This is a genomic window from Candidatus Hydrogenedentota bacterium (genome assembly GCA_035416745.1).
GTDB lineage: Bacteria > Hydrogenedentota > Hydrogenedentia > Hydrogenedentales > SLHB01 > UBA2224.
This window is the reverse complement of record DAOLNV010000038.1, coordinates 1-23636: the sequence shown is the minus strand read 5'-3', so window position 1 is coordinate 23636 and position 23636 is coordinate 1. Positions and strand designations below refer to the sequence as shown.

At 61.5% G+C, this 23636-nt stretch carries 15 protein-coding genes and 1 other RNA gene; 4 read left to right on the top strand and 12 right to left on the bottom strand.

Annotation, left to right across the window (positions count from 1 at the left end; all coding sequences use genetic code 11):
* The 4 genes from PLJ71_12610 to PLJ71_12595 all read right to left on the bottom strand — a co-directional run.
* On the bottom strand, window positions 1-974 hold a 974-nt coding region (locus tag PLJ71_12610; protein ID HQM49520.1), incomplete at its 3' end, for a DUF3300 domain-containing protein.
* 715 nt (window positions 975-1689) lie between these two features.
* Complete coding sequence (locus PLJ71_12605) at window positions 1690-3564, bottom strand: hypothetical protein (GenBank protein HQM49519.1); 1875 nt, start codon at window positions 3562-3564, stop codon at window positions 1690-1692.
* Between the two features lie 13 nt (window positions 3565-3577).
* On the bottom strand, window positions 3578-5593 hold the full coding sequence (locus tag PLJ71_12600; protein ID HQM49518.1) for a hypothetical protein: 2016 nt from the start codon (window positions 5591-5593) through the stop codon (window positions 3578-3580).
* Between the two features lie 243 nt (window positions 5594-5836).
* Window positions 5837-9034, bottom strand: a complete 3198-nt coding sequence (locus PLJ71_12595) for a malectin domain-containing carbohydrate-binding protein (protein HQM49517.1) — start codon at window positions 9032-9034, stop codon at window positions 5837-5839.
* Window positions 9035-9352: 318 nt separating this feature from the next.
* Here PLJ71_12595 and PLJ71_12590 point away from each other — a divergent pair, with 318 nt between their 5' ends.
* The 4 genes from PLJ71_12590 to PLJ71_12575 all read left to right on the top strand — a co-directional run bounded on the left by PLJ71_12590 (window position 9353) and on the right by PLJ71_12575 (window position 14826).
* Complete coding sequence (locus PLJ71_12590) at window positions 9353-11269, top strand: glycoside hydrolase family 2 TIM barrel-domain containing protein (GenBank protein ID HQM49516.1); 1917 nt, start codon at window positions 9353-9355, stop codon at window positions 11267-11269.
* Between the two features lie 210 nt (window positions 11270-11479).
* A complete protein-coding gene (locus tag PLJ71_12585) occupies window positions 11480-12454 on the top strand; it encodes an aldo/keto reductase family protein (protein HQM49515.1) in 975 nt (324 codons plus the stop codon).
* Between the two features lie 172 nt (window positions 12455-12626).
* Window positions 12627-13520 carry a prepilin-type N-terminal cleavage/methylation domain-containing protein gene (locus PLJ71_12580; protein ID HQM49514.1) on the top strand — a complete coding sequence of 298 codons (894 nt, stop codon included), beginning with the start codon at window positions 12627-12629 and terminating at the stop codon, window positions 13518-13520.
* A gap of 280 nt (window positions 13521-13800) precedes the next feature.
* Complete coding sequence (locus PLJ71_12575; GenBank protein HQM49513.1) at window positions 13801-14826, top strand: metallophosphoesterase; 1026 nt, start codon at window positions 13801-13803, stop codon at window positions 14824-14826.
* Window positions 14827-14889: 63 nt separating this feature from the next.
* On the opposite strand, the gene groL is transcribed toward PLJ71_12575, so the two are convergent.
* The 8 genes from groL to ffs all read right to left on the bottom strand — a co-directional run bounded on the left by groL (window position 14890) and on the right by ffs (window position 23513).
* Window positions 14890-16521 carry a chaperonin GroEL gene (groL, locus tag PLJ71_12570; protein HQM49512.1) on the bottom strand — a complete coding sequence of 544 codons (1632 nt, stop codon included), beginning with the start codon at window positions 16519-16521 and terminating at the stop codon, window positions 14890-14892.
* A 54-nt stretch (window positions 16522-16575) separates the two neighbouring features.
* Window positions 16576-16863 carry a co-chaperone GroES gene (gene groES, locus PLJ71_12565; GenBank protein ID HQM49511.1) on the bottom strand — a complete coding sequence of 96 codons (288 nt, stop codon included), beginning with the start codon at window positions 16861-16863 and terminating at the stop codon, window positions 16576-16578.
* A 427-nt stretch (window positions 16864-17290) separates the two neighbouring features.
* Complete coding sequence (locus tag PLJ71_12560) at window positions 17291-17434, bottom strand: hypothetical protein (GenBank protein ID HQM49510.1); 144 nt, start codon at window positions 17432-17434, stop codon at window positions 17291-17293.
* A gap of 231 nt (window positions 17435-17665) precedes the next feature.
* The gene (locus PLJ71_12555) at window positions 17666-18259 is read right to left on the bottom strand and encodes a hypothetical protein (GenBank protein HQM49509.1); all 594 of its coding nucleotides are present in this window, start codon (window positions 18257-18259) and stop codon (window positions 17666-17668) included.
* A 6-nt stretch (window positions 18260-18265) separates the two neighbouring features.
* A complete protein-coding gene (locus tag PLJ71_12550; GenBank protein HQM49508.1) occupies window positions 18266-19666 on the bottom strand; it encodes a PDZ domain-containing protein in 1401 nt (466 codons plus the stop codon).
* Complete coding sequence (locus tag PLJ71_12545; GenBank protein ID HQM49507.1) at window positions 19653-21062, bottom strand: trypsin-like peptidase domain-containing protein; 1410 nt, start codon at window positions 21060-21062, stop codon at window positions 19653-19655. Before PLJ71_12545 ends, PLJ71_12550 begins: the two co-directional genes overlap by 14 nt.
* 346 nt (window positions 21063-21408) lie before the next feature.
* On the bottom strand, window positions 21409-23157 hold the full coding sequence (dnaX, locus tag PLJ71_12540; GenBank protein HQM49506.1) for a DNA polymerase III subunit gamma/tau: 1749 nt from the start codon (window positions 23155-23157) through the stop codon (window positions 21409-21411).
* 89 nt (window positions 23158-23246) lie between these two features.
* An RNA gene (ffs, locus tag PLJ71_12535) (signal recognition particle sRNA large type) lies at window positions 23247-23513 on the bottom strand.
* Window positions 23514-23636: the final 123 nt, after the last annotated feature.

The following is a 23636-nucleotide window of genomic DNA, read 5'->3' as shown; positions in this document are numbered from 1 at the left end:
ACGCCGCGGGTGTCCGCCAAGCCACGGGTATCGGCGACGCCGCGGGTGTCCGCCAGGCCACGGGTATCGGCGACGCCACGGGTATCCGCCAGGCCGCGGGTATCGGCGACGCCACGCGGGTCATAGGGGCCACGGGGGTCCAGGGGACCCCGGGGATCCACGGGGCCGCGCGGGTCTAGGGGTCCGCGCGGATCGAGAGCGCCCCTGGGATCGTAGAATCCTCGGGGATCGTATACACCCCCTGGCCCCGGCCGCCAGACATACGCATTGTCTATATGGATATCGACGTCGGCCCAGCCATAGTAGCCATAGTGGAAAATGGTGTGTTCATACCAATCGCAATAGTCGTCCGCAAACGCCACCCCCACCAATACACCCACGCCGAACCCGACAAGCGCCGCAGCTGCCTCGTCATCATAGTCCTCCTCAACGTAAATAACTTGAGGGTCGTATACGGGCACATAAATGACTTCCGGGTCCGCCGGCACGATCTTGATGACTTCCTGCTCGACTTGCACAACCTGTTTTTCGTTGGTATCGAGCAAGCCGCACTCTTCGGCCAGTTTGCGCACATGCTGTATTGCTTCCATGACATCAGTCTGCTGTGCAACAACCGCCGCGCCTAAGTCCCGGGTCCATGAGATCTCCTCGTCCATCGTGTAAAGCACCTCAGGAAACCTCAGCAGCGCCCGGACACTTGGCAGCCACGGGACATCCGGAACTTCTTCGACCTTCCCGTCGTGCTCGCGCAGGTAGCGCGCGGCTTCCACCACGTCGATGGGAGCGGTCGATGCAGGAAGAACGTGCGCCAAGATTGAATCAGGGTAAAGCGCAATGGGACCCACCAGGGTTTGGAGTTCTTCGTCGCCCAGAATGGCTGCCTGCTCGCTCTGGGCAATCGCGCCGGGCGCTATCAAAACGCCCAGCAGCCACACGGCATATAAGACTGGCAATCTCACTTCACGTAATCTCATAAGCCACGGTCTCCTGTCTGTTCCAATGGACCACAATCCTCACGGCTGCCACGAGGTCGCATACATATAAGGGCGGATGAGCGCCTGACGATGTCCTGGCTTCGTCCACGAAAAAACCGCGTGAACAAATGCGAGGCGTTGCACTGACCTGTCTCCTGAGAGAAAAGGCCGGTCTTCCTCCAGCTTCCCCTGGCTGCAACAGTCACAGTGACGCAATTCCCGAACAGGCGCCAGCGCCAGCCTGGAGACACGGGGCTCGACCGCACGCCGGGTAAAGAGCGTTCCACACGGCGCCGTATCAACGGAAATGAGTTCCGCCCCCTCAGTCGTTCCCATGCCGATCACCCTGTCGCAGCATCCGCCCCCGGAGCTTGCGCAAGGGATATCATACTCCAAGAAAAGCGCGCCCCAAGCATAGCGGAGCAAAAAAACCGCTTGTCCCCCCTTTTTCTCGCTCCAGCGCTTGAAACCACGCCGGAAACCGTCCTGCCGCACAAGAAGCCTGCGGTTTTGCGGGCAAGACCAAGAATGAAAGGCATGCATCAAGCGCCGTCCCCGGAGCAGCTCCACGTCCGCCATCTTCGCCGTTGCTCCGCAATCCATTATGTATCAATGGGTTACGAGCAGGACGCAAAAGGGGATAATGCGCCCGAGGATTCCGGACGCCGGTCCGGAAAACGGCCACGGCAAGTAACGAATTCACCGGACGAGCCGGCTATCGCATGTTCTTCCCCAGCAACGAGGATGTGTCTTCACGAACGACAGACGCCTCTTTGAGCCAAGCGGCTTTGCCATTATAGGGAACAAGGGGGGGCGAAGAACAGTCAAACCACTTGCGGCGGAAAATCTCGTCGAGTTTGTCGCGCACGGGAAAACCGTCCGGGAACATCTTCTGGAGGTAACTTCTTTCGGGTTCCCAGTGCGTGAGAGAGCGGTAATAGGCTTCGCGGCGATAAGCCTCTTCCATCGGCATATCGGCGCCGCCGGGCAAGGGCGTGTCGTTGCGAACCGCCGATTGGGCCTCGGGACTTCCCGCCGGCGCGCCCCATCGCAACTCAGGCGGATGATTCGGGTCGAAGGACAGGTCGTATAGACGTTTCTCGACATCGAGAAGTGTGATGCGAACAGGCTGCCCGGAGGAATTCATGTACTCGAGCGCGGACTCGGCGAAGATGCGTCTCTTGGCGCGCAGCAGCGCATCAGCAAGGTCGGCATGGGTCCAGATGGCGTGTTTGTTCAGCCCGTCAAGATACACGTCTTCCACGCTCAGGTCGAACCACATGATCGCGGTGTCGAGATCATCGGCAAGACCGAAATACTTGGCCCGGCACTCGGTGTCGGCGAAGGCTGTGGCATATTCCGCCCAGCGTCCGCCCGCGGTATAAACGTTGCCGTTGGCCCGGTCTTCGGGAAATGGGATGGGACCGTTCTCGTTGACGTCCCGCCAGGCATCCTGGACCCGCCGTTCCCGTTCTTCAAGCAGGGCTACCATTTCCCGGGCAAACACTTTCAGGTCGGCGGCCGGGTTCAGCCGTTTCGTGGTACGCAAACGAAACCGGACGAACTGATGAAAGCTGTCGAGCGCGATGCGGCTTTCGACAATCCGCTGGGTCGCCACCAGTTCGGCCATCCGGTCGTACTGTTCGGTGGAGAACCCGAACTCCCGCATTTCGTCGTCGGTCCGGCGGCGCACACGGATCACCGCGCCGTCCTCGTTTACCTCGGCGATGGGCCAGCGATAGACGCGGAACCCCCGGAAACACCCCGCATACTCCTGGCCCGGCGCGCCGGAACGTCTCGGGGTGATTCCAGAGACGGAATTGAGCCCGTTGAACGCGTAGACGTCGCGCGACGCCGCCGTGGTCGCGTCCAGAAACCGGGGTTCGCCGTAGGGTGAGACCCCCGCCAGCACCAACACGTGGCCGTCCAGGTAATACAAGCACCCGGGAACGAGATACTCCCGAGTGATCGCCACAGGAAGCGTGTCGGATAATTCGGAACGCTCCCGATTCAACTCGACGCGGAAATTCCCGGTGCAGGTGCCGGTGAGCGCGTCGCGGATAAACGCGTCCACGGAGCCATACCGCATCGAATTCATCTCGCCGGCGGGAATGGTGTAGTCGGCGGTGCGTACGTCGCCCCCATCACATGCGCGGACGTAGCTGAACATCCAGGGCAGTCCGCGCCGGTAAGCGTAATACGTGCTGAGTGAGACGGTGAGCTTCGCGCAGTCGAGGACGCTGTGCATGGCGCGTATGGCGCCAAGGTCGAGTTGGCCGTTGCATCCTTCGCCCGCAAACTCGGGATCGAGCAATAGGTTCATCTGCGGGTCGGTCAGTATGCGCTCGATCCTGGCGAGGCGCTGTTCTTGCCCGCCCTCGGTCTTCGCCTTGTATATGTGTTGGATCCATTGGGCGAAGTGCCGGGTCTCTTCCACCGTCCATTGCCGCCTGATCGGCCAGGCGCCCCGGTCCGAATGGATGGACGGAGGATTGGGGTCCGCCGCGAACGCGGCGGCCGGCGCCAGTGCCAGGAACGCAAACCACGCAAACAGCCGTCCTCGCAGAGTGAGCGACCTCCCAAGAATCATGCGCATGCTCCCCTTAATTGCGCCGCGGGTAACGCCGCCTGTTCGCCCCGGAAGCCGATCTCCGCCCGGACTTCCGGCCTTCATCCGAGGCGTCCGTGTACTTCCATGCTCCGCCGGCCCCGCCATCGCGAGAAAGGCTTGGTTCGGCAGAGGCTCCCTCGTCCGGCGAACCCGTGCCGCTGGACACAGGCTGCGCCTCCGTTGCCGGAAACTGTTCACTGGGCTGCGCCGGCTGCATTTCCAGAGGGGCCGCGGCTTCGTCAACAGCGGCGATCGACGTCTCATGGACCCATTTTGCGACCTGCGCATCGAGCTTGTCGCGAATCGGATAGCCGCTCGTGAACATTCCGCGCAGGCAGCTCAGCTCCGTCTCGCGCTGTCCCAGGGAGCGGTAGAACGCCTGCCAGCAATAGGCGTCCTCCATGGCGACTTTGGCGCCGCCCGGGACCGGCGTGCAGGTCTGCGGCGCCGACGCGCGTTCCTCGCTGCCCAGTGGCGCGCCCCAGCGCAGTTCCGGCGGATGATTCGGGTCAAACGACAGATCGTACAGCCGCTCCTCGATATCCAGAAGCGTCAAGCGGACCTGTTTGCCCGCGGAATTCGTGTACTCCATGCTCCGTTCGGCGAAGATGCGGTTCTTCTCCGCGAGCAGCGCTTTGGCAAGATCGGATTGACTCTGGATATCGTACTTCTCCAACCCGGCCTGATCGACAAACGAAGGAACGAGGCCAAACAGGCGGATGGCGTATTCAAGCCAGTCCGCGAGATAAAAGTATTTGTTCCGGCGATCGACGTCGGACGACGGCGAACTCCATGTCTCCCAGCGGCCGAACGCCTGGAAGATGTTTTCGTCTGGGAGCTCCTCGGGATACGTGATCCAGCCATTGACGCGCACGTCGCGCCACGCGTCTTGCACAAACTGTTCGCGCAAGACATACACCTCGAGCAGTTCGTCAGCGTACTCTTCCATGAACTTGAGCGGCGCAATCGAGTCCACGGTCTTCATGCGCAGACGGATGAGGTCGTGAAAACTCTGCGGTTTCAATTCGCCCTCGGTAATGTACTGTTTGGTGTAGATCTCGCGGATGATGTCGTACTGCTCAGTCGAGAAGCCAAACTCCTTCATTTCCTCATTGGTGCGCCGGCGGACACGAATCACCCGGCCGCGCGAATCGGTATCCGCGATGGGATAGCGCAAAACGCGCAACCCCTGGAAACATCCGTTCCATTCGTTGTCCGGATCGCTGCCGCGCGGCGTGATTCCCGCCACCGTATTCATCCCGTTGTACGTGAAGATGTCGCGCGTGGGCGTCGTGCTGCAATTCAGGAAATGCAGCTCGCCATACTCCGAAACATCCGCGAGAACCAAACAGTGCCCGTCCACGTAGTTGATGCACCCAGGCATGAGATGCTGGCGGCCGATAGCCACGGGTACCGTGTCGGATAGCTCTGCGTTGCGCTCGTTGAGGTTCACGCGGTAGTTCCCCGAGATAAACCAGCCCACGGCGTTCTTGAAAAACTTGCCCGCCGACCGGTATTCAAGGCTGTTGACGCTTCCCACGGGGATGTTGAACGGGGACGTGCGGATGTCGCCTTTGCCCGCGGTCACAACGGCCGTCATCCAGGGCAGCGCACGCCGGTAGGCGTAATAGGCCGGTATGAACGCCGTAAACTTGCCGCAATCCATCATGCTGTTCATGGTGCGGATAACGCCGCGGGGCAATTGGGGATTTGACCCCTTGCCGGCGAACTCCGGGTCTTCCAGCAGGTTCATCTCGGGGTCGGTCAGAATGCGCTCAAGCTTGGCCGTGCGTTGCTCTACGCTTCCCTTGGTCTTCATCACATAAATGTGCTGGACCCACTCGGCGTAATGCTTTGCTTCCGCGGGAGTCCATTGCCGCCGGATCGGCCACGCGCCCGACGATGAACGGATGCTCGGCGGATTGGGGTCCTCCCCTGCCGCGACAAACGCAATGGAGCAGATCAGGAACGCCAGCGCAGTGACGCGCGATAGACTACCGTGTGCCATGGATTTTCCTCATTATGCGTCACGCCGCACCAGGCTGTTATGCGGCACCGCGCGTGCCGGCGGCGCCTGGCGAGCTCGGAAATATCACCAACGTGCCGTCAATGCGGCCGTAAGCATTGTCAGTATGCATTTGAACAGATTATACCGGCAAATCTCAAATGACGCGACACCCAAAGCGCGCCGTGGAACCGCAACGGAACCGGGACGCGGCATCCCCGCCCCGGCACATTTTGCCGTATTCCCTTAAATGCCGCCGGTTCGCGCGAGCATACAATCGTCAAAGACGGCGTGCCCTTGTTCAAACGTACACCCGATAGCGGTATCGAGCACGAATCGCAAGCCGGCCGTATCGGCCGACGTGGTAAACCCCGCCTCGAGGCGCTGGTAGGGCGCGGCCTTGGCGATGCCGGGGCTCGAATGTTCGGCGAGGACACGGCCATCGGCGGCGAGTTCGGCGACGATAAGACGCACCAAGTCGCCGGGGTTCGCCCCAAACCCTTGTCCCGCCAAGTCCACGGTCTTGGCCCACACGGCCGCGGCATAGGGCGTGTTGGGCTGCGCGCCGACGTCCTGGTACACGCGCGTGCGGCCGTTGCCGGAACTGTGCGTCCGCAACGCTTCCTGCCCCGAACGCGGGTCGGGCAAGCCCAGCGCGGGATGTTTTATGTACACGGATTCGGGGTAGACGTAGCTTTCGCTGGGGCCGACCCCCTCGCAGGTCCAGGCGAACCGTTTAGATGTTCCGCCCTCTTTGGCGCGTAGCTCGGGCACGCCGTACTCGAAACCGGGATTGAGCAACAGGTTGCCCGCCGGGCCAGCCGCGTCGGCCGCTACCGATACGGGCGCAGCCCCCTCTCCGCCCGGACCAGGCCCAATCTCAATAGCCTGCACCGCCGCGCGAAGCCCAAAGGGGTTCGAGAACCGGATTTCGATGACCCCGTGCTGCGGCTGAATGTCGTTGAAGACAAGGTCTACCGCCTTCGCGAGTCCGCCTGCCGTAGCTGCCACATCCATCGCCGAGACAACTTCCAGCCCGTTAATACGCACGGTGACGGCTTGCTCCTTGGGATTCTCCTGAACCGTCTGCGCGAACTTGAGGCGGACGTGGTAGACGCCCGGCCCAACGGTCACATTTACCCAGAACTCGGCGGCGCGGATTCCGTACCGGTACAACTCGGGGTCGGGTGTTCCCCGGATGACATCCGCTTGAGGCGTGGTCAGCCAAGTGCCAGCTACGGAATCGGCCATGTTGCCGAGCCGGGCAACGACCTCCGTGGCGGGCAGCCACGTCTGACCGAGGCTGTCCACGTGTCCCGCCCGGCCGGTGTATCCGCAAATCATGCGTTGGGCGCCTGCCGGACCGCTCCCGGAACCGTATACCGTCTCGGGGGTCGCGGCGTCAGGAACTGCCCCCGACCACTGGATGGCGTCAATATACACGGCGCTTCCGCCGGATACGGGATTGCGGGCGCCGCGGGCGACGATTCCGATTCTGTGTTCCCCGGGTTCAAGGCCGTTCTTGTAATACAAGACCTGCTGCTGCCTCTCAGCGGGGTTCCAGCAGTCGATGCCCGCCAGTTGTTTCACATCGTCGAGGTACACGTCAGCAAGGCCGCCATTGGGTCCTGCGCCGCCCATAACGCGCACCTGATTGCCCGAGAACGTCCACGCGGCTTCCGCGCCGGCTGTTGCCGCGGTCCGGTAACCGCCTTGAAAACTGGCCGCATCGCTGACGCTGGCCCATTCGCCCGTATAGGCCAGCGCCGCGTCGTCCGTCATTTCTTGCGGATCGGCGCCGGCGAGGCGTATGCGCGTCGAACCATCGTGCCGGATGGACACGACGGCGTCGCCCGACGGCAGCCGGGTACTCGTGTATCCGTTGGCGTCAAGAACGGCGCGTCTCGACAGCGCTTCGCCGTTTGCCGTCACGTCCCCGGGCTCGAATGCCAGGCGGACCACGTCGACCGTGTTCGCGGGCGCGTCGAACGTCTCGTAGCTGACCTCCCCTTTGCCGTAGACGACGGAACGCACCACGGACGAGGTGCGCATGATGTGATTCTCGCGCGCCGCCCCCAGCGTCTCCGGCATCCAGGCCATCGTGCCAAGGACATGTTTCAAGGCCATCGGATGCGCAATCTTGAACCAGGCCCCCGCCACGATGGCGCCGCCGTCAATGTTGTCTTCGACCACGCCGGTCTCGCGGCAATCGTAGGTGGCCAGGAGCTGCTGCCGCCTCGCCATCTCGCGTCCCCACGCGCTCCCGGCGAGCGCGCCGTACTGCGCGTACACCGTGGCGAATTCCATAGGACCGTACCACAGCGAACGGCCGCAACACCCACAACCTTCCGGATACGCCCACGCGCCGCTGAACGTGTCGCCGTTCGAGTCCGGAGACACGCACGAATGATTGAGGAACAGGCTCATGACATTGCGCGCATCGTTGCGCCAGTTGGGAAATACGCCGGGGTGTTCCATGAAATAGCGCACGGCGAATTCCGTGACGTTTTCCGCCTGCACGGGGTTGGGCCAGTCCCAGTAGTTGCGTCCCCACACGTCGTTCACGGTCCAGTCAGGCAACAGCACATCGCGCAGGTACGCGAGGCCCGCGTCGCGGGCCGCAACGACGCTTTCTCCGCCGCCCACGTACCCGAGCCGAATGACTTCATCAAGAAACGCCAGAACAAACACCACGCCCCCTGTCATCTGAGTCTCCTGCGGCCAAGGCGCGGATTCAGGGTTGGCATAACGAAGCCACGGCGCGCGGTCAGCGGCCGGGGCGCAATGCTCGGCGAACAAATCGGCCCAGTGCTTGGCTGTTTCCCACCAGCGCGCGTTGCCGGTCACCTGATAGGCTCTCACAAGCGCAATACCAACCTCGGCGGTGATGTCGAGCTGAATCATGCCATTGGCGTCGCACTTGCCGTACGGCTTTCCCTTGACAGGCACGCTGATGAGGAACTCCGGCCACGGATGCTCGGCCCCGGTGAGGCAATGGTCCAACAACGTGTCGATGGTGACCGAAAACAACGCGATCGCGGCCGGGTCGCCCGAATACCGGTAGTAATCGACGAGCCCCGAGATTACGTACGCGGCGCGCTGGCCGAGATCGCCGGTGGCCCAATCGTCAATGGGTGGAATCGAAATGGTTCCGTCGGGCGCGATATTCCACGCACCGCTGAAGACGAATTCCGGCGCTGCGGCCACGGCGCGGGAAGGCTCCGTCCACGGGTATCGCTTCAGCGTTTCTGCGGCGATCCGGACCCGGAAGTCCCACTGACCGTTCTGCGCGGCATACCAGGGCGCGATCACGCCATGGGCGTCTTCCTGCGCGGGGTAGGCGTAGTACCTGTCCATTCGAGAGGCCGCAACAGCATCACCCGCGAGGAAAAGCGCGACCAGCAGAACAGTCCCCGCGAACCGTACGCGCCTGGAGCACATCATGGCATCTGGCCCTCCGCTGCGTTTGCCCGGCGAGCCCCAAAGAGACACGGTTTGCGACCGCCGCCGGATTACTGCGGCCCATTGTAGTGACCTTTGCCGGACCGCTCAATACGGCAGGCAGGATTCAGGTCCCTGTTTCGAAGGCGGCATGCGGCCACGCACGGTCTGGTTGCGGCAGGGTCGAGCGCCAGGACAGAATAGTTCCTCTTTATCCTTCGAAGTCAGTACAATACGGTTCGCACGGATGCGGAAGCGGGAGATTCAAATCAGCGTCTGTCGCAACCAAAGAATGGCCGCACAATCGGGGAGGACGTCATCATGTGCAATATGTTCCTGTGGCTTGCTTCAAGTGCTCTGGCATTGACCGCGCTGCCCGTGGAACCCGGTTCCGTTCCGGAGTCCCCCACTCCCTTCTCCCTCAGCCTGGACGGAATGTGGCGTTTCTTCCCCGCGTTCGAGGAAATTGAAACGAATCATGCGTTTCTTCAGGAAGGGCCAGGGAATCCCCCGGCTGCCGAAAAGACCAACGAAGACAAGCATTATGGCTGGATGAACCCTGCTTTCGACGATTCCCTGTGGTGGGATATCGAGGTTCCCGGGAGTTGGAATACGCAGTTCGAAGACCTTTGGAGCTACGAAGGCCAGGGCTGGTATCGCCGGAGAGTATTCATCCCCCGGGAATGGGCGGACCGGTATGTGGAGTTTGTCTCCGATGGCGCCAACTACCGCACCGCACTCTACGTCAACGGGACCAAGGCAGGCGCGCACGAAGGCGGGTACACGCAGTTCAGCTTCCCCGTCCACGAACTCCTCCGCTTCGGCGAGGAGAACGTGTTTGCGGTCTCTGTAGACAACAAGTCACTCATCGAGCGCGTTCCGATGGAACGCCACGATTGGTGGCACCACGGCGGACTGTACCGTCCCGTGCGGCTGGTTGTGCGGGAACGCACCCACATCCGGGCCGTGACCATCGCCACGGACGCCCTTGCTGAGCCCGCCCTCGTGCGCGCGCGCATCGAGATAGCGCAAGGCGCGCAGCCCGGAGCCGCCCTGTATGCCGTCGCCCGATTGAACGACGCCGGACGGACGGAAGCCGCATCCGCACGCATCGAACTCCCCGCGGAGCCATCACCGGCGGAGATTACCCTGCCCGTGCCGGACGCTCGACGCTGGTCGCCGGACGAACCCTATCTCTACGGCCTGACCATCGAGCTGAGAGAAGCCAAGGGAGACCGCTGCCACGACACCTGGCAGTCCCCGGTGGGTATCCGAACCGTCACGGTGACCGCCGACCACCTCATGCTCAATGGAAAGCCTATCCTCATAAAGGGAGTCAATCGCTACGAGAACTACCCCGGTTCCGGGATGACCACCGTAGGTATGGGGCTCGAACGAGACCTCGCCCTCATAAAGGAACTGGGAGCTAACGCGGTTCGCTGCCACTACCCTTATTCGAAGGACACCTACGACGCCCTGGACCAGTGGGGCTTTCTTGCCGTGTGCGAAGTGCCTCTTTACCAATGGGGCCGGATCGGGCATTCCACCAAGAACCTCGATGCCGCAAAGGCCCAGCTCGAAGAAATGATTCTCACGCTCGGCAATCATCCCAGCATCATCCTGTGGAGCGTCAGCAACGAGAACCGCATCCATCCCCGCGAAAAGGGCAAAGAATACGAGCAAATATCAAGAATGGTGGCCAAGGGAAATCTTCAATTGGTCGACCTTGCGCATGAGCTGGATCCAACGCGCCCCGTCATCGAACCGAGTAACGAGTGGCCCAAAGACGTGGTGCTGGACAAGACCGACCTCAACTCCGTCAATGTCTATCTCGGCGTAGACCCCCCGGATGTCAGGGGACTCTCGGCCGCCCCCGAGCGCATTCGCTCCAGCTTCGCCGAACTGCGCGAACGGCATCCCGGCAAGCCCATCCTGGTCACGGAGTTCGGGTCATGGGCACTGCGGGGCCTCATGACGTCTTACTTCCCGGGCGAGCCATTTCAGGCCGAACTCCTCAAGACGGAATGGGAAACCTTCACGAAGGAACCCGGGTTCGCGGGAGCGTTCATTTGGTGCTTTGCCGATTCTGACGTTCACCGGAAATATACGCGGATCTACGAAATGCGCTGCGCCTATGGCCTGTTTGACCTTCACCGCCGCCCCAAGGCAGGCGCCCAGACCGTAAAGGCCATGTGGTCCGCCGCCGATTCCCCGCAACAGGACGCCGGGAGCAGGTAACACCGGGACCCGGCCGGACGGATTCGCGCCTTCCCGGGATAGGCTTTGGAGGAGCTGACCCGGCTGCAAGACCGTCCCCGGAAGGCCTTCCTTGAGCATCCCGCCGTTGAATGATAAGATTGGCCTCTCACTGACAGGCGCGCCCGTGCGCCAAAAGAGCGCGTCTGCTATCGGGAGCAAGGATTCAGAGCCAGAAGAAAGGAAAGCACCATGGAGTACCGTAAGCTCGGAAAATGGGGCGCGAAAGTGAGTTCCTTGAGTCTGGGAACGTATCTGACCGTCGGATTCACCTCGGACGCCGAAACGTCCAAGGCGTTGGTCAAGACCGCCCTTGACGCCGGCATCAATTACTTCGATACGGCCGACGCGTACAACAAAGGCGAAGCAGAGACCGCTCTCGGCAAACTCGTCGCCGGCGCGAAACGTTCGGACCTTTTCATTCTCACCAAAGTGTGGGCGCCCATGAGCGGCGACCCCAATGATCGCGGCCTCTCGGCGAAACACATCAAGGAGTCCTGCGACAAGAGTCTCCGGCGTCTGGGCATGGAATACGTGGATTGCTACATGTGCCACCGCCCCGACCCGGAAACGCCGCTCGAAGAGACCATCCTCGCGATGGAAGACCTGATCCGGGCCGGCAAAGTGTTCTACTGGGGGGTGAGCGAATGGCCCGCGCCGATGATGGTGCGCGCCAACGAACTGGCCAAACAGCTCGGCGCGCGCCCCATCGCCGTCAGCCAGCCCCGCTACAACCTGCTGTACCGGTACCCCGAAACGCTCCTCTTTCCTACCACCGCCGAGGAAGGCATCGGTAACGTCATCTTCTCGCCGCTCGCCCACGGCATGCTTACCGGCAAATACAAACCGGGTGAAGAGCCGCCAAAGGGCTCCCGGGCCGCCGACGACCGCCAGAACCTCGTCATCAAAGCCATGTACTGGAACGAGGAAAACAAGCAGAAGGGCCAGGAGCTGGTTGCCATCGCGAAAGATTTCGGGGTAAGCCCGGCGGAACTGGCCCTTGCGTGGTGCCTGAAAAACCCCAATGTTAGCAGTGTGATCCTCGGGGCGTCGCGCGTCGAACAACTACAGCAGAACCTCAAAGCCCTCGACCTGACGCTCACCGAGGACGTGCTCAAGCGCCTGGAAACCCTATATCCGCAGCCCGAAGCTATCCCGCAAATCTGAATATATGCGCCCAATAGGCCTTGGCAAACCGCCCGGCTTGTGGTAAAGTACACAGAGTGAAGGGGTTAGGGCACCGTGCCGGTCCTTGCTGGGGAAGATGAATAGAAAAGGCGGGGATTTCGTCTATAATAGCGTGTGAAACCGCGCTCCGTGTCTATTGGAGATGGAAACGATGCGAAACCGAGGCATGTCGCTCCTGGAATTGCTGATAGTATTGGCGATTCTGGGGCTGTTTATCGCCATCCTGCTGCCCGCGTTCGCCCACGCAAAGGGGTTCGTTTCCCGCAACGATTGCGCCGCGAACCTAAAGCAGTTGGGACTCGCCAGCGCCATGTTCGCCCGTGAAGACGCGCACGGCAACTATCCCACCCTATACGCAACCGAGACCCGGCTCGTCTCGAATACCGGTGAACCGGCAGGCGGCCGTGCGTTTCTGGTATTGCCCTGCCTCAACCCCGGCGACCTCTATCCCGACTATGTCATTGATCCCGCCGCCTTCATCTGCCCCGGTCTGGCGGAAAGCTCGTCCTTTGACGGCGCCTTTGACGCCGTGGCCGGCGCCGGGGGGCGCTTGCTCGATACGCGCGGGCTCGGCCTTGCCGCCCGAAGCTACATGTACCTCGGATGGGCTGTCGACCAGATTGCCGCAGACGCTCCTCAGGAATCCCTCGAGATCCTGGGCGGGGCCGCGGACCTCTCCGCCCCCGCGCAGTTGGTCCTGGGCGTCGGGCCTGTCTTGGATGAGTTGAAGCGTACCCAAGACCCAAGCCTCGCCGACCGGGACATCCCGGTGCCCGGCGGCATGGGCACCAGCGGCGGGACCTTGATCCGCCGGTTGCGCGAAGGCATCGAGCGTTTTGGCGTGACCGATATCAACAGCACCGCTCCGGCCGCGAAAGCCGAGGCCGCCATCTGGGTGCTCAGCGACCGCGTTACGGTTCCTGAAGACGGATTCGGCGGCGGCGCCAATGTCCTGTTCAAAGACGGACACGTCGAGTTCGTAACCTATCCCGAGAAGGCCCCGGTAACCCCCGGCATGGCCCATTTCCTCGACGCCATCCAATAGCCCGCGCCGGAGTGTGCGGTAACGCCTCCCTCCGCCCCTCCGAAGGGGCGCCTGTCTTGCTGAAAGCCGCCACGCGTGAGAACTGAATCAGCGGTCGTGGTCTTGACGCGGCGGTCTGCCTCAACCCCTGGCCTCATGCCCTGTCGCCTCTGAGGTGAGAGGGCAACGGAGGTCCGGCGCGAAAGCTCCTTGTTCCTTGGGTCCCAATCGGGCATGCTCGTGCGCGAAGCTTCAACAAGTCTGGTCCAGCGGTTTTGGCCGCAATAGAAGGGCTGCATCAATGAGTGTGACGCGTTTTCGGAATGTGTTCCTGCTGTCGTTGTGTTGTCTGGTCATCGTTTCCGGCGCTTCAGCCGGGATGCTGCCCCCGTTTCCCGAGGGGGCGTTCAGTATCGTCGCTCTGCCCGATACGCAAGCCTACTCCGCTGGCGCCCCCGGCGTGTTTGCTGCCGAGATGCAGTGGATCCTCGACAATATCGACGACGAGAACATCGTCTTCGTGTCTCATCTCGGCGATATCGTCGATAAGAACAGCGCCCCCGAACAGTGGACTGTCGCCGAACGCAGTCTCGCCATGCTGCACGGGAAGCTCCCCTACGGCCTGGCCGTGGGGAACCATGACATGAGCGGCGCAACCGGCGACAGCGGCAATTTCCAGGCGGCGTTCCCGGCATCGGATTTCGAGGGCTTCGACTGGTACGGCGGGTCGTACAAGAATAACGCCAACAGTTGGCAAACGTTCTCGGGGGCGGGCATGGATTTTCTCATTCTGCACCTCGAATGCAACGCGCCCGACGACGTGCTGGCCTGGGCCGATAGCGTGATTGCCGCGCATCCGGGCCGCCGCGTGATTGTCTCCACGCACATGTATCTCGGCCCGCGCGAAAAACCCGTCGAAAGCAACGATTATTACGACGCGCCAAAAGGCCGCATGACCTGGAAGAAATGCCACGGCGGTGCCGGAAACTCCCCACAGCAGATGTGGGAGAAGTGTTTCTCCAAACACGGGAACCTGTTCATGATCCTCAGCGGCGACCAGAGCCGCACCCAGTCCTGCTACCAGACGGCTGCGGGCGCGGGCGGAAACACCGTCCACGAACTGATGTCCGACTACCGGGAGGGCTATTTCCGGGTCTACCGGTTCGTGCCCGGCGAAGACCGCGTCGATGTGTTCACGTACAGCCCCACTCTGGGGAAACTCTGCGACGGTACAAAGATCGCGCCGGCCCGAGACAGACACCAGTTCTCGTTCACATACGCCATGGAACCCGTGATGGCCGAAGCAGCCCCGGCCCCCGCCAAGTAAACAAGACCCCCGCCCGGCCCATGCCGGAGCGGGGGAATAGACGTTCAGCGCGCTTACCGCGGATCAATACATGTCCGCGCCGCCGCCGGGACCGCCGGCCGGCGCCTTCTCCGGTTCGGGAAGTTCGGCGATCAGCACTTCGGTGGTCAACAACAAGCTGGCCACGCTCGAAGCGTTCTGCAGGGCCGTGCGCGTGACCTTGGTCGGGTCAATCACGCCCGCTTTCAACAAGTCTTCGAAAACGCCCGTCTCGGCGTTGTAGCCCATCGCGCCCTTCTTCGACTTGACTTCCTGGACAACCGTCGCCCCTTCGTCGCCGGCGTTGATGGCCAACTGGCGAAGCGGCTCCTCGAGGGCACGGGCAACGATTTTCGCGCCGGTGGCCTCGTCCTCCACATCGAGCTTCAGTTTCTCGACCGCCTCGATGCAGCGCAGCAGGGCGACCCCGCCGCCAGGCACGATACCCTCTTCGACGGCCGCGCGCGTGGCGTGCAGGGCGTCCTCGACGCGCGCCTTCTTCTCTTTCATCTCGATTTCGGTCGCGGCCCCCACGCTGATTACCGCAACACCGCCGGCGAGCTTGGCCAGCCGTTCCTGGAGCTTCTCGCGGTCGTAATCCGACGTGGTCTCCTCGATCTGGCGGCGAATGAGGTTGATCCGGCCCATGATTTCCGAGCTGGACCCCGCCCCCTCGACGATCGTCGTGTTGTCTTTATCAACAACAACGCGCTTTGCGCGGCCGAGGTCCGCCAGCGTGATGCTCTCGAGATTGCGGCCCAGATCCTCGGTAATCGCCAGACCGCCGGTCAACACGGCGATGTCCTGAAGCATGGCTTTGCGGCGGTCGCCAAAACCGGGCGCCTTGACGGCGCAGGCTTGGAACGTGCCGCGAATCTTGTTCACCACGAGCGTGGCGAGCGCTTCGCCTTCGATGTCTTCCGCGATGACCAGGAGCGGCTTGCCGCTCTTGGCGATCTGCTCGAGCAGCGGAAGCAGGTCTTTCAACGTCGAGACTTTCTTCTCATGGATAAGAATGTACGCGTCCTCGAGCTCAGCCTCCATCGCCTCGGCATCGGTTACGAAATACGGCGACAGGTAGCCCTTGTCGAACTGCATGCCTTCCACGACCTCGAGGGTGGTCTCGATGCCTTTGGCCTCTTCCACCGTGATCGTGCCGTCGTTGCCGACCTTTTCCATGGCCTCGGCAATGATGTTGCCGATCTCAAAATCGCTATTGGCGGAAATAGCGGCCACGTTCTTGATGACATCGGTCTCGCCCCGCACCTTCTTGCTCTGCTTGGCGAGCTGCTCGATGACCACATTCACGGCCTTTTCGATACCCCGTTTCAGCGACATCGGATTGGCGCCCGCCGTCACGTTGCGCAGACCTTCACGGTAAATCGCCTCGGCCAGCACCGTCGCCGTCGTGGTCCCGTCGCCCGCGACGTCCGACGTCTTCGAGGCCACTTCCTTCACCATCTGCGCGCCCATGTTCTCATACTTGTCTTCAAGCTCGATTTCCTTGGCGACCGTCACCCCGTCCTTGGTCACGGTAGGAGCGCCCCACTTTTTGTCAAGAACTACGTTCCGGCCCTTGGGTCCAAGGGTGGATTTCACGGCTTTACTCAGTTTGGTTATACCGGCAAGCACGCCGCGTCGTGCATCTTCGCCGAACTGAAGTTGCTTTGCAGCCATCGTTTTCAAACCTCCTTATATCTCATCACGCGCCAGCACCGGGCGGCATGCCCGTTACTCGATGATCGCGAGCACGTCTTCCTCGCGCATGATGATGTGTTCTTCGCCATCAATCTTGACTTCCGTTCCGGCGTACTTGCCCATGAGGATACGGTCACCCTTCTTGACTTCCATGGGAATCCGCTTGCCGTCTTCATCGAGGCGGCCCGGGCCCACAGCCACAACCTTGCCCTCCTGGGGCTTCTCCTTGGCCGTGTCGGGGATGATGATGCCGCCCCGGACAGTTTCGCTGGGTTCCTCCCGCTTGACGAGCAGCCGATCTGCTAACGGTCGAACTTTCATTGTGTGTACTCCCTTGTTCTTGCCGCCGCGAAGCGCACCCTCGCGCCGGCATTGCGGGTTTTCTAAACCTTGCACCTCAATCACATCGTCTCGAGCTCGAAGGAACGCGCCTTCTTCATCATCTCAAAGCCAATTTGGCACCGCTCTGGCACGCGGTATTGCTTGGAGATGTCGCCCGATTGCCAGATTTTAGCAAACGCCGTGCCAGAGTGTCAACAAAAATGTAAGAGCTTACAGAACATCTCTTTATACTTCAACACCGATCACAGACCCGGCCCGCGCAGAGCGCTTTGTTGCCCAAAAGGCAAGGAGGGAAGTCAAAATGAAGGTTTTTGTTTGTCAAAATGGCAGCCTATTAGCAGATTACTGGGGAGAGTGCCAAATCGGCACGCGGACGCGTTTTCTACACGCCTTCGAGGAACAGACCCTAGTTTCCCCGGACGACGCTGAGGATGACGGAGATGGGTGAGGCGGTGACGTGGGACTGGCTATCGCGTGCCTGCGTGGCTGCGGCAATTGCCAGACAACACCCCAGAAACATGCCTACTACGAACCACGACAGGCGAAACACGGCGGCCTCCTCCCCTTTAATAAGAGCGCTGCACGACGTTGAAACCTATCTAATCCGCGTCTTGTTTCTTAATAGGGCCTTGCCTCTCTAAAATCTCTAAAAATAGATTAACATGAATAAGTGGAAAGATCAAGCAAAATGCTCATACGTAAACAGATTCCCCTATCACCATTTCACGGTAGGCGGGAATGGGTTCCGGTCTTTGCGGCTAACTATCTGCCGGAATGGTACTTAGAGCTTTTTTCCAGGCTCGGCCGGTCTCTGGACTGGGGGTTCTTCGAGGGAGGAAAGCAACTTTTCGAAGGCCCAGACGTCGGGCGAATCCGCGTCGATGGCCTTGGCATCAGCGACGGCTTGCCGCAGGTCAGCAATGACGCTATGGGCGGTTGCGCCCGCGAGACGGCCGCGGTTTCCCGCCAGAAACGCCAATTGCCTCAGGTAAACCTTGGCGCGCTCGAGGTGGCAGATCGTCTCGAAATACTCGTTTGAGAAACGCTCGATGGTGCTGACGCGCTCGTGCTGCTCAAACAGTTGGACGGCCAGCCGGAGTTCGCCCTCGGCGAGAACCAGCCACGGGCCCTGGCGGTTGTTGAACTCCGCAACATTGAGCCAGCAGCGCCCGAGATAGAAATGTGCCCCGGAATCCTCGGGATTCGCGCACAAGTATTCCTTGAGCACGGGAATGGCGTCGGCCCAGCGCGCCTCGCGCACCAGGAACTCTGCCTGCGCCATGAGGTCTTGCGGCGACGGCTCGGACCTTCCCTGGCAGCCGGCCATTACGATACAGAGACCCAGCGCTACTGCTCGTGTACACGAGGACCGCATCAAAAACTACTCCCAGCGCGGCTGAAGACGGAAGAATCCCGTGCGCGCGCCGGCGCGGCAGAACACCGGCACCTCGGCCGGCTTCTCTTCCTTCACCTTGTTCACCGCGGTCTCGAAGTCGCCGATACTGCTGACCGGATACTCGCCGAAACGCAAGATGATAACGCCCGGCCGCATTCCCGCAAGATGGGCATGACTGCCGGATTTCACCCGCCGCACGATCACGCCCTGAATATCATCCGGCAGATTGAGCAGGATGCGGACATCGGTTGTCAATGCGCGTACGGTGAGACCAAACGTGTCATCCACAAATTCCTCGGCGTCCTTTGCCGAGACGGGGCGCGCGGTCAACACCACCGTGATGTCCATGGGCTCGCCTTTACGCAGGATCTTGACCGGGATCGCACGCCCGATGCCGGTTTCGCGCACCAGTTTGGTGAATCCGACGATTTCGTTGTTCTTTTTCGCGCGCATGGGCGTCCCGTCGAAACTGGTAACCACGTCGCCCCGCTGAAAACCCGCCGTCTCCGCGGGCGAACCCTCGACGACCGTGGCGACAACAACGCCGCCTTTCTGGGGCAGACCCCAATACTCGGCCAGGTCGTCCGTCAACGGTTGCGAGAATATCCCCAGCCAGGCACCCTCTTTCTCGGACTCCACCGTGTCCTTGGTGGGCGGATTCTTGATGTACTTGGCGAAAAGAGAGGCTTGGTATACAAGGGGGTGGCCGCTGCGCACGTAGAGTTCCCCTCCTTCGGAAGCAGAGAGGTCATAGCCGATGACTCCGAGGATGCGGCCTTGCGCGTCGATCGCGGGCGCGCCCACATATCCGAAGGGGATCGCATCGTCAAGGCAATAGGTCATGCGGGGCTTTTCAAGAACGGCGCTGACCATGCGCACCAGCGCGCCGCGGGCGAAATCCAGCGATTCCCCCATGATGCCCAAAAGCAGTACGGACTCGCCCAGGGCCGGCTCCGTGCCCGTGGCGAAGTTCACATACGGGAACCGTTCTCCATCCTGCCCTTGAATTTGCACGAAGCAGACGTTTATGTCGTCCGGCTTCTTCAGGAAGACGCCGTCGTATTCCTTCTCATCTTCCCCTTCCCCCACGCTCACCCGTATGTCAGACGGACCGGACTTGTCGGATTGCATGTGGCCATGGGTCATGACCAGCCCCTCCGGCGAGACGATGAGCCCGAGGGCGCGGGTCGAACGTTTCTGGAGCTCACCCGTCCGTTGCGACTCGACCTCCGCGGTGAAGCTGAGCAGACAGATGGCCGGCGCGATGGCCTCTCGCCGCGCCTGTACAAACGGCGGAGAGAACACGGCCTCCTCTGCCCCTGCCAGCGCCGCCCCCGCGAAACCCAGAACAAATCCTATCCAGACAACGAGGTTATCCTTCCTCATTGAGATTGTCTCCATTTTCGGCGCCGGTTTCGTTTTCTTGTTCCGGCGCGCCTGCGCTCTCCGCGCCGGGCTCCAGTTTGAGCAGTTCAAACCGCGTCAGCGCTCCCCGCTTGACATCCAACAACACCAGGAGTTTCCCGGCTTGCTTGATGGCCTCGTACATCTCTTTGAACTCCGCCAGGTGAGCAATCTCCTTGCCGTCCACGCTGAGCACAATGTCTCCCGCCCGGATACCCGCCTGCGCCGCCACCGTGCCCACCTCGACACCCGCGATGACAATCCCGCGGTCTGAAGGCAGGCGCGCGGCTTGCACGATCTCGGGCGTAAGATCGGCCGCCGTAAACCCCCACGCAGGGAACTCGACCTCTTCGCCTTTGTAGTCGCGTTCTTCCTTGGTTTGTATGGCGATATCGCGCGTCTCGCCGCCCCGTTGCACGGTAAACGTCGTCACCGTGCCCACGGGGAGATCGGCAATGCGTTTCAAGACCTTAGGCAGGTCTTCCTCGAAACGGGCGTGAACCGGCTCTCCGTTCGCGGCAACAATTACGTCACCCGGCGCGAGCCCGGCCTCGGCGGCCGGGCCGAGGGGGTCCACATCGCCAACCACGACGCCCTTTTGGGTGGGATCCTCCGTCTTGCTTGTCATTTCTTGCAAGCGCACGCCGATCCAGCTTCGCGGCACGCGCCCATGCTTGATGATGGCGTCAATCACTTCCTTCGCCGCATTGATGGGGATGGCGAAGCCCACGTTCTCGGCGCCTGACAGCTTCCGCGTGTTGATCCCGATAACCTCTCCCCGGAGATTCACCAGAGGACCGCCGCTGTTGCCCGGATTGATGGCCGCGTCCGTCTGGATCCACGTGTTGTACGGGGCTGGACGAGGCCCCTCCTCGCCCAGGTACCGATCGGTGACGCTGACAATTCCCTTGGATATTGAACGCGACAGGCCATGGGGACTGCCGAGGGCCAGCACCGTCTGACCCGGTTCAATGTGGTCCGAATTCCCCAGCTTCGCGGCCGGCAAGTCCGTCCTGTCCCCGTGCAGCTTCAACACCGCGATATCCGTGAACGGGTCCGTGCCCACCACCTCCGCGCCGACCTCGGTCTTATCATAGAGTACGCAGCGCACAAGGGTGGTCTCGCCGGCGACGTGCTCATTGGTCACCACGTACCCGTCGCGCGAGATAATGAAGCCGCTGCCTTCGACCACGTATTCCTCTTTCTGGCCGCTCGCGAAGGACTCTTTGACGGGGCGGATGTGCACCAGGGAGCGAATGACCTTGTCTTTCGCCCGGATGACGGCCCCTTCCCCGGGCATTCCTATCGTGGCGCACCCCGCCGCAGCCGCCAGTGCCAACAGCAGCGTGAAGTATTTCGCATGTACACGTAATCGCAAAGGAATTCTCCTTCTCACAACATGTCCGATGGCTTCGCCCCGATTATAATGAAATCAGGTGTTGATCTGCAGGTATTTTTCGGTTTGCACAAGGAAGCGCCCTGGAGTGTGCCCGGGATGGCGCCCGTATCAGCTCTGACCGCTCAATAGGGGCCGCGGACCGCAGGGACGGCGTCTCACTGAGGCCCTCTTTTCCGGAAAGAGACTCCAGGGACCGATGGGACGCACAAGTCCCGCAGAATCCCCCGGACTTCACGCTGAACTTCTTGGAAAAGATCTCAGAACTCGAGCGATAACAGCATGGAGATTGTTGCATGGAATCCCTATGCAGCGAGTCGCGAGGAACCTACTTTGATGGTCCCGGCCCTTCCTTGACATGGTGTTTGATCTCGACAATGCGCCCCTTGAAAACATCGACGACTTTCGCGATATGGGGGTCTTCAAGGGCTTGTCGGGCCATCTCAGGATTTACGGTCCCGGCTGCCGGCATGGCGCGTGTTTGGGTTTCCTGCCGCAAGGGCGCGGGAGCGCTGCCGTTCAGCACCGTCCGGTAAGTCGTCAGATTGTCGGTGACCGCAAGCAGGATTTTCTCGACAATGCGGCGGTTCTCGGAGCGTTCGAGATAATCGCGCGCGTTGCGGTGCTCGTGGGTGAACTCGAGCACGAGAGTTTCCCCCTCGAGACCGGCAGGTTTTGCCTGCCCGAGCCAAATCCCGAGATTGAGGTTTTCCACGCCGGCCGTTTCCGTGATGCGCACCCACAGCTCCCGCAGGTTGTCTGCCGTGGCCGTTGCGCGTTTTGGCGGGGACCGGAATTCAGAGTCAGGGGGCCGCGCCGGCGCCCCACGAGGCCCCGGCGCCCTCTTAGGGGGGCTGGACGGCTCCTGTTTTTTCTGCGCACGCTCTCGCGCCGGACCGGGGGGCGGCGCCCCGTGCCCAATGCCGCCCGCGCCTAGTTGCGCCAGCTTCTCGAGCACGGTGTCGACGGACATCTCGACGGCGACTTTCGACGCGCGGATCAGCAGCGTTTCGAGCGCGATCCGCTGGGCGAGCTGGGAATCGAAATTCTTCGAAAGTTCCGCGAACTGCTCAATGACTTGGATAAGCCGGGTTAACGAGAATTGATCGGCGCGCTGCTGCATCGCCGCGACCTCGTGCTCGGGCAGCGCCAGCAATTCCTTGGCATCGGCCGTCTTGCATACGAGAAGATTGCGGAAATACTGGATGATGTCCTGAACAAACTGGGAAAGATCTTTCCCGCTGGCCACAATATCCTCGACAATGCGGAGCTGGGTCGCGATGTCCTTCTCCAAGAGGGCGTCGCACAGCTCGTTCAGCACTTCCCAGTCGACCAGGCCCAGCACCTCGAACACGTCCTTGAACGTGATCTCCTTGCCGCAATACGAGATCAGCTGTTCGAGAATGCTCTCGGCATCGCGGATTCCGCCGTCCGCCGCGCGCGCAATGGCCAGAAGCACCTCGTCGGAGCATGCCACCTCTTCCTGCTCCAGGATTCGCCGCAGCAGGGCGCAGATGTCGTCCCGTCCCACGCGGCGAAAGTCGTACCGCTGGCAGCGCGAGATGATCGTGGGCGGCACCTTGTGCGCTTCCGTCGTCGCAAGGATGAATATGGCGTGCGCAGGCGGTTCCTCGAGTGTTTTCAGAAGCGCATTGAACGCGGATGAACTGAGCTGGTGCACTTCGTCAATCACATAGATCTTGTAGCGCGACGTCGAGGGGACTAGCCGGACGTTGTCCCGAATCTGACGGACGTCCTCGACGCTGTTGTTTGACGCACCGTCGATCTCGAGCACGTCGATGTTGCGTCCGGCGGCGATGGATACACAATTCTCGCATTTCCCGCAGGGGTTCGGCGTGGGGCCGTCCGCCGACAGGCAGTTGAGGGCTTTGGCGAGAATCCGGGCGGTAGTGGTCTTGCCGATGCCGCGCGAGCCGATGAAAAGATACGCGTGGCCGATACGCTGGTTCTCGATGGCATTCTGGAGGGTCCGGGTGATGTGCTGCTGGCCCACGACTTCGTCGAAGGCCTGCGGCCGCCACGTCCGCGCTAAGACCTGGTAATGCCCTTCCGCCATTGGCTCCCTCGCCTGTGTTGCCGCGAGCAGCAGAACACGGCCGTTCTCACGTGCCCCCTATGCTTGCGCCGGGAAGACAGCAAAAAAGCCCGCGCACCCACCGTCGAACGCTTACCCAGAGCGGCCTCGGAGCCGTTGGCTCGGGCCAGGCGTCCCTACAGCACACAGGAAGAACCGCCTGCGGCTGCTTCCGTCAGGACCTGACCGGGTTCAGCGGCTTCCTGTTGAGTAGGACCCAGCCGTCAACGCCACGTGCCCCGCGCCTGACCAAAAAGTAAGACGCCCTCGGGTGGGAATTCGACCTCGCTAAAGCGGATTGCGAGTGCAGGACACCGCTAACTTCCCGTCTAGCGCGGGCAAACTCATAATTTGCGCCAAAACAGCTAAGAGCCAGTCTAACACCCCGAGCGCAATGCAGTCAATTCAGCGAATCGCGCCATCTAAGATCTTACCGGAGATGGTATCGTCTTGCCATTTGT